We start from the raw sequence: 426 nt of genomic DNA on the forward strand, positions 1-426 counted from the left end.
GTCCAGGTTCACGGCGATGATGCCGCCCTTGCGCGGGTTGCTGAACTCGTCGAGCGCCGTCTTCTTCACGGTGCCCATGCTGGTCGCCATGAACACGAAGCGGTCGGCCGGGAAGGTGCGCATGTCGCCGGTGAGCGGCAGCACCACGTTGATCTTCTCGCCTTCCTGCAGCGGGAACATGTTCACGATCGGCCGGCCGCGCGAGCCGCGCGAGCCCGCCGGCACTTCCCACACCTTGAGCCAGTACAGCCGGCCGCGGTTGGAGAAGCACAGGATGTAGTCGTGGGTGTTGGCGATGAAGAGCTGGTCGATCCAGTCGTCTTCCTTCGTGGCCGTGGCCTGCTTGCCGCGCCCGCCGCGCTTCTGCGCGCGGTATTCGGACAGCGGCTGGCTCTTGATGTAGCCGGTGTGCGAGAGCGTCACCAC

General features: G+C 66.2%; 1 protein-coding gene. It reads right to left on the reverse strand.

All coding sequences use genetic code 11. From position 1 onward, the window contains the following. A partial coding sequence (locus tag K9U40_RS24055; protein ID WP_282892561.1) for a DNA gyrase C-terminal beta-propeller domain-containing protein occupies positions 1–426 on the reverse strand: 426 nt, incomplete at both ends.

The organism is Xanthobacter autotrophicus (assembly GCF_030015065.1).
In the GTDB taxonomy this organism is placed as follows: Bacteria; Pseudomonadota; Alphaproteobacteria; order Rhizobiales; family Xanthobacteraceae; genus Xanthobacter; species Xanthobacter autotrophicus_D.